Source organism: Cellulomonas jepli (assembly GCF_047229345.1).
Taxonomy (GTDB): domain Bacteria; phylum Actinomycetota; class Actinomycetes; order Actinomycetales; family Cellulomonadaceae; genus Cellulomonas_A.
Genome location: NZ_JBFTER010000056.1, coordinates 23,382 through 29,381 on the forward strand (window position 1 = coordinate 23,382; position 6,000 = coordinate 29,381).

At 76.2% G+C, this 6,000-nt stretch carries 4 protein-coding genes; 3 read left to right on the forward strand and 1 reads right to left on the reverse strand.

Features of this window, described 5'->3' with window-relative positions; translation table 11 throughout:
* Positions 1 to 91 precede the first annotated feature (91 nt).
* Together AB6N24_RS13815 and AB6N24_RS13820 are read left to right on the forward strand one after the other, a co-directional pair.
* Entirely contained in the window at positions 92 to 895 is an 804-nt protein-coding gene (locus AB6N24_RS13815; protein ID WP_412869970.1) for a polyprenol monophosphomannose synthase, read from the forward strand.
* Entirely contained in the window at positions 892 to 2,430 is a 1,539-nt protein-coding gene (locus AB6N24_RS13820) for a glycosyltransferase family 39 protein (protein WP_412869966.1), read from the forward strand. The genes AB6N24_RS13815 and AB6N24_RS13820 overlap by 4 nt, the downstream gene beginning before the upstream one ends.
* Positions 2,431 to 2,741: 311 nt before the next feature.
* Here the strand turns inward: AB6N24_RS13820 and AB6N24_RS13825 are convergent, their stop codons facing one another.
* On the reverse strand, positions 2,742 to 4,889 hold the full coding sequence (locus AB6N24_RS13825) for a tyrosine-protein kinase domain-containing protein (protein ID WP_412869967.1): 2,148 nt from the start codon (positions 4,887 to 4,889) through the stop codon (positions 2,742 to 2,744).
* A gap of 294 nt (positions 4,890 to 5,183) precedes the next feature.
* Here AB6N24_RS13825 and AB6N24_RS13830 point away from each other — a divergent pair, with 294 nt between their 5' ends.
* On the forward strand, positions 5,184 to 5,681 hold the full coding sequence (locus tag AB6N24_RS13830) for an FAD synthase family protein (RefSeq protein WP_412869968.1): 498 nt from the start codon (positions 5,184 to 5,186) through the stop codon (positions 5,679 to 5,681).
* The last annotated feature ends 319 nt before the right edge of the window (positions 5,682 to 6,000 follow it).

Below are 6,000 nucleotides of genomic sequence, written 5' to 3' on the forward strand. Positions count from 1 at the left end.
GGCTAGGGTGACGAACGGGACGAGGTCCCCGCGACCGGCACAGACGGGTCGCGCACCGCCGACGCGACGGGGAACGAGGGAGTCGACTGTGCTGTCCGAGCCTGCCGAGGGGGAGGCGGGTGCGTCCGGCGCGCACGCCGGGACCCCGCTCGTCGCCATACCCACCTACAACGAACGCCTCAACGTCGAGAGCATCGTCGCGCGCCTGCGCGCCGCCGTGCCCGACGCCCACGTGCTCGTCGTCGACGACGGCTCGCCGGACGGGACCGGTGACCTCGCGGACGCGCTCGCCGCGGCCGACCCCCAGGTCCACGTGCTGCACCGGACGAGCAAGGCCGGCCTCGGTGCGGCCTACCTCGCCGGGTTCGCCTGGGCGTTCGACCGGGGGTACGGCGTCGTCGTGGAGATGGACGCCGACGGCTCGCACCTGCCGGAGCAGCTGCCCTCCCTGCTCGCGGCCCTCGAGGGCCCGCCTGCGGAGCTCGTGATCGGCTCGCGCTGGGTCCGCGGAGGTTCCGTCGTCAACTGGCCGCTGCACCGCAAGCTGCTCTCGCGCGGAGGCAGCATCTACGCGCGCGTCATGTGCGGGATCCCGGTGCGCGACGCCACGGCCGGGTTCCGGGCCTACCGCGCGGACGCGCTGCGACGCATCGTCGCGGACGGCATCGAGAGCCAGGGGTACTGCTTCCAGATCGACCTCGTGCGGCGCGCGCACCACCTCGGGATGCGCGTCGTCGAGGTCCCGGTCACGTTCGTCGAGCGTGAGCGTGGCGAGTCGAAGATGAGCCGCGCGATCGTCCTCGAGGCGATGGGGCGCGTGACCCGCTGGGGCTTCGAGCGGGTCACCCGCCGCGCGCCCGCCCGTCCGACCGTGGCGGCCGGCGTCCCCCGATGACCACGCGCGTCCCGGAGGCCGGCGAGTCGACGCCCCGGACCGGTGCGGCGACGGTCGACCCTGCGGCGGGGCGCCGCGCCGGGACGGCGCACGGCTGGCTCCTGCCGGCCCTGGTCGGCCTCGGGGCGTCGGTGCTCGGGTTCCTCGGGTCGTGGGTGCCGTCGGGCTGGGGTGACGAGGCGGCGACCCTGTCGGCGGCGACCCGCGGGTGGGCCGGGCTCGGCCGCCTCCTCGAGAACATGGACGCGGTGCACGGCGTCTACTACGGCGTCCTGCACCTGTGGCTCGACGTGTGGGGCCCGTCGCTGCTCGCCGCTCGCGCCCTCAGCGCGGTCGCCGTCGGCGTGATGGCGGCCGGGGTGGTGGTCCTCGGGCGCCAGCTGGGCGGGGCGCGGCTCGGCCTGCTCGCGGGCGTCGTGGTCGCGGTGCTGCCACGCACGACCTGGCTCGCGACCGAGGCGCGGTCGGGGGCGCTCGTCTCGGCCGTCGCCGTCTGGGCGACCGTCGTCCTCGTGACGGCGCTCCGGCGCGGGGGCTGGCGGTGGTGGGCCGGGTACGCGGTGCTCGTCGGGATCGGTGTGTCGCTGTGGGTGTTCCTGGGGCTGCTCGTGGTCGCGCACGCCGTGACCGTGCTCCTCGCGCGGCCGGGTCGTCGCGCGCTGACCCGGTTCGTGGTCGCCGCCGCAGCCGGGGGTGTGCTCGCCGCTCCCGTGCTCCTGCGGTCGGCAGGTCAGTCCGGCCAGGTCTCGTGGATCCCCGAGCTCGGGCTCCGCACGGTGCGCGGCGTCGTGGTCGACCAGGCGTTCGGCACGGACGGGGTGCTGTCGCTGCCGCTGGCGCTGGTCTGCTGGGCGGCCGTCGCCTGGGTCCTGGTGCGCACGGTCCGCGCGGCGCGTGGTCCCGCGGGCTTGTCCACGGTCGTCGTCGCGGCGCCCTGGCTCGTGCTGCCCACGCTCGGGGTGCTGGCGTACTCGCTGGTCTCGTCCCCGATGTACACCCCGAAGTACCTGGCCTTCTCGGTGCCCGCCCTGGCGCTCCTCGTCGGTGAGGCCCTGACGTACCTGCGCACGCGCGCGCAGGTCGTGGCCGCGCTCGTGCTCGTCGCCCTGCTCGCCGTCCCGTCCTACGTCGCCGAGCGCCGGACCGCGGGCAAGGACACGTCCGACTGGGCGCCGGCGGTCCGGTTCCTCGCGGGGTCGGCGCGCGCGGGCGACGCGGTCGTGTTCACGGAGATGCTCGGCGTGGCGTCGTCCGCGCGGGCGATCGCCGTCACCTACCCCGGCGCGTTCGCCGACCTCGACGACCCGACCCGGCTGCCGACCGCCGACGCCGACGGCGAGCTCTGGGACCGCACGAGCGCCGTCGAGGACGTGCGGGACGAGCTCCTCGCCGAGTCGCGGGTGTGGCTCGTGACGGACCGGGCCCTCGTGGAGGACGCTCCCGAGCGCACGGCGCTCGAGGAGCTCGGGTTCGTCGCGACCGACGAGTGGCGCGGCTCGGACACCGCGGTCGTCCTGCTCGAGCGCGCGGGCTGACGGCCCGTCCGGAGGCGGGCTCCCGCGGACCGACGGCCCGTCCGGAGGCGGGCTCACCGCGACGGCGGGGCCGCGTCGCGGGCGGCCGCCGGGGCCGCATGCCATTCGAGGTGCGGTGGCCGCTGCCGACGTCCGACCGGGGGGTACGGGTCGCGGCCGGGGGCACGGGCACGGGCACGGGCGGGCCTGTCACGTCGCATCCGTCGCTGGACCACGCGTCACCGCCCGCTCCCGCCCGGCGGGACCGTCGGCGTCGCGTCCGTCCCCGGGCCGCCCGTCGCCGGCCGCTCAGGCCCGGCGGGACCGTCGGCTCAGGACTCGGCGGGGACCGCCGTCGGGGAGCCGTCCGGCTCGCTCGCGGCCGCCTCGGTGCCCGCCGTCCGCGTCGCGTCGACGGGGCGGGGCGCGGACGCGGCCATCACGCCGGCGGGGGCGAGGGTGGGCCCGCCGGGTTCGCTGCCGGGTGCCGGCCGGCCGGCCCCGGTGTCGGGCCCCTGCCGGACGGGGGAGAGTCGCGCCGCCGGGCCGGCCGGGACGTCTCGACGTTCCTGCGGGGCGGGTGCGCCGTCGGGAGCGGGTCGGACGGGCGAGGTCGGTGCCTGCGCGCCGAGGGCGGGTGCGGTGGGCGCCTGCCCGGCGGGACCCGGTTCGACGGGAGCCGGTGCAGGGGCCGAGGGCCCCGGTGCGGCCGGGGCTGTCGTCGGCCGCACGGCAGGTCGTGGTGGGCCGTACTGCCCGTCCGGGGCGCCCGGAGGCTGTCCCGGCGCCGAGTTCGTCCCGGCGGGGAGGGTCGGCAGGGCCCGCGTCGTCGGGGCGTCCTCGCTCTCGGGCTCCGCGACCGGGGACGAGACCGGCGACCACTGCGCGGGCGGGCGCTCGGCGGCGACGGGCTCCGCGAGCCCCAGCACCTCGGGCAGGCTCGGGCCCACGAACCGCGGGCCCGTGGGCTGCGCCGCCGGCGCTCCGGGCTCGCCCGCGCGCTGCGGCACGGTGGCCGTCGACGGCGAGGATCGCACGGGCGTGCGACCGGGAGCGGCGTGGGCCGCCCGCGTCGTCTCGCCCGGGACACGCCCGCGCCTCGCGCCCCGCCGGCCGGTCGGCCGGGAGTCGCCCCCGGGCACCGACCCGTACACGTACGCCGCGCCGGACTCCTTCGAGGAGACCTGGTTGAGCACGATGCCGAGGATCCGCGCCGCGACCGTCTCGAGCGAGGTGAGGGCCTCGCTGACCTGGTGGCGGTGCGCCTTGCGGCAGCCGACCACGAGCAGCGCGCCGTCGGTGAGCCGCGCGAGCACGGCCGCGTCGGTCACCGGGAGCAGGGGAGCGGAGTCGAGCAGCACGACGTCGTAGCGCAGCGCCGCCTCGCGCAGCAGCTCGACCATCGAGTCCGAGTCGAGGAGCTCGCTCGGGTTGGGCGGGATCTGGCCGGCGGCCAGCACGTCGAGCGTCCCGTCGCCGAACGGCTGGACGACCTCCTCCAGCTGCGCGTCGCCGATCAGCACGGTGGTCAGGCCGACCGCCCCCTCGAGCCCGAGCATCCGGGACACCGACGGCCGGCGCAGGTCCGCGTCGACGAGCAGGATGCGCGAGGACCCCTCGGCCATGGCCATCGCGAGGTTGATCGTCGTGACGGACTTGCCCTCGCCGGGCAGCGACGACGTCACCACGATGGTCCGCCCCGAGCCGCGCAGGTTGAGGAAGCGCAGGTTGGTGCGCAGGCGGCGGAACGCCTCGGCGCGGTCGCTCTGCGGGCGGTCGCGGACCACGAGACGGTCCTCGACGTCGCGGCGCTCCCAGCGCACGACGCTGAGCACCGCGGCGTCCGTCACCCGACGCAGGTCCCGGACGCTGCGGATGCGCGTGTCGACGATCCGGCGGCCGAGCAGGAAGACGACGGCGGCGGCGAGCCCGAGGGCCATGCCGGTCGCGGCGAGCAGCTTGGTGTTGGGCGAGAACGCGTACGACGGCGGCGTCGCGGGCCCGGTCGTGGTGATCTGGATCGCCGGGCGGTCGGCGTCCCGCTCGCCCATGAGCTCGGCGACCGACTCCGGGAGCTGGTCCGCGACCCCGTTGGCGATCGCGGCGGAGCGGTCGGCCTCGCCGCTCACCACGGAGATCTCGATGATCGAGGTGTCGAGCGGGCTCTCGACGGTGATCGTCTTGGCGAGCGAGCCCGCGGTCGTGCCGAGGTCGAGGTCGTCGATGACCTCCTCGAGCACGACGGGCTGCACGGCGAGGCGCGCGAGGCTCGGCACGGTGTTCTGCACGTACGTCGAGCCCTGCACGTCCTCGCCGACGGTCGCGCCGGGCGGGACGGCGATGAAGACGCTGGCCTTCGCCCGGTAGCTCGGCGGGACCGTCTGCGCGTACGCGTACCCGCCGCCGAAGCCGAGGACGGCGGCGACCACGAGCAGCAGCCAGTTCCGTCGCAGGATCGACAGGTACTCGCTCGGTTCCATCGACCGTCCTTCGTCGGGGCAGCTGCGGCCGGTGGGGACGTCGGGCCCGTCTCGCGGTGCCCACGTCCCGGGTGCGTGCGTCCACCTGGGGCAGCGCCCCGGGCAACCGTTCCATCGTGACACAGCGCCACGTTCCCGAGGCTCCCCGCCCACCCGGACGGTCGCGGCCGCGCGGGTGAATTACCTCCCGGTGTGTCGTCAATGCCCGTTTGCGTCGATATCGTGGCGCTGCGACGACGCCGGCCGGACCGCTCTCGCGACCCCGCCGCCACTTCTCGGACCGGGGGACCAGGCATGGCACGTATCGGCTACGCACCGGGTGCGTACGACCTGTTCCACGTCGGTCACCTCAACATCCTGCGGCTCGCGAAGCAGCACTGCGACCACCTCATCGCGGGCGTGGTCTCCGACGAGATGCTCGAGCTGACGAAGGGTGCGCGTCCTGTCGTGCCGCTCGCCGAGCGCATGGAGATCGTCCGGCACATCTCCTTCGTCGACGAGGTCGTCGCCGAGGTGGTGCCCGACAAGGTCGACACGTGGCGCTCGGTCGGCTTCGACGTCATCTTCAAGGGCGACGACTGGCGCGGGACGCCCAAGGGCGACAAGCTCGAGCGCGACTTCGCGGCGGTCGGCGTCGAGGTCCACTACTTCCCGTACACCGCGCACACGTCGAGCACCGCGCTGCGTCGTGCGCTCGCGCGGCTCGACGGGATCGCCCCGCCGGCCGAGGGGCCGGCGGCCGAGGTCCAGGTGCTCCCCGCGGTCGGCTCCGCGATCCTCAGCCAGGCCTGAGCCCGGACGCCGCGGACCGCCGCGGCCGCCGTGTGCGTGTGGGACGCGGCTCGTAGACTTCCAGCACGACGACCCCGGGACCGCACGGTTCCGGGGCGCCTGTGCTGTCGTGCCCCCGCTGTCGCGCCCTCCGGCCGTCCGCGGGAGCGCCTGCGAAGGGAACCATGAACCTCACCGGCCTGCTGCCCGCCCTCCTCGCCGACCCGAACGCCGCGCGCGCCGTCGAGCTCGTCCGCTCGCGGGGAGAGGTCGACGTCGTCGGCCCCGCGGGCGTGCGGCCGCCCCTGCTCGCGGCGCTCGCGGGTGCCCGGGCGGCGGG

Coding starts and splice junctions, on each gene's coding strand:
- AB6N24_RS13820 (WP_412869966.1), top strand. CDS start 892: ATGACCACGCGCGTCCCGGAGGCCGGCGAGTCGACGCCCCGGACCGGT.
- AB6N24_RS13825 (WP_412869967.1), bottom strand. CDS start 4,889: ATGGAACCGAGCGAGTACCTGTCGATCCTGCGACGGAACTGGCTGCTG.
- AB6N24_RS13830 (WP_412869968.1), top strand. CDS start 5,184: ATGGCACGTATCGGCTACGCACCGGGTGCGTACGACCTGTTCCACGTC.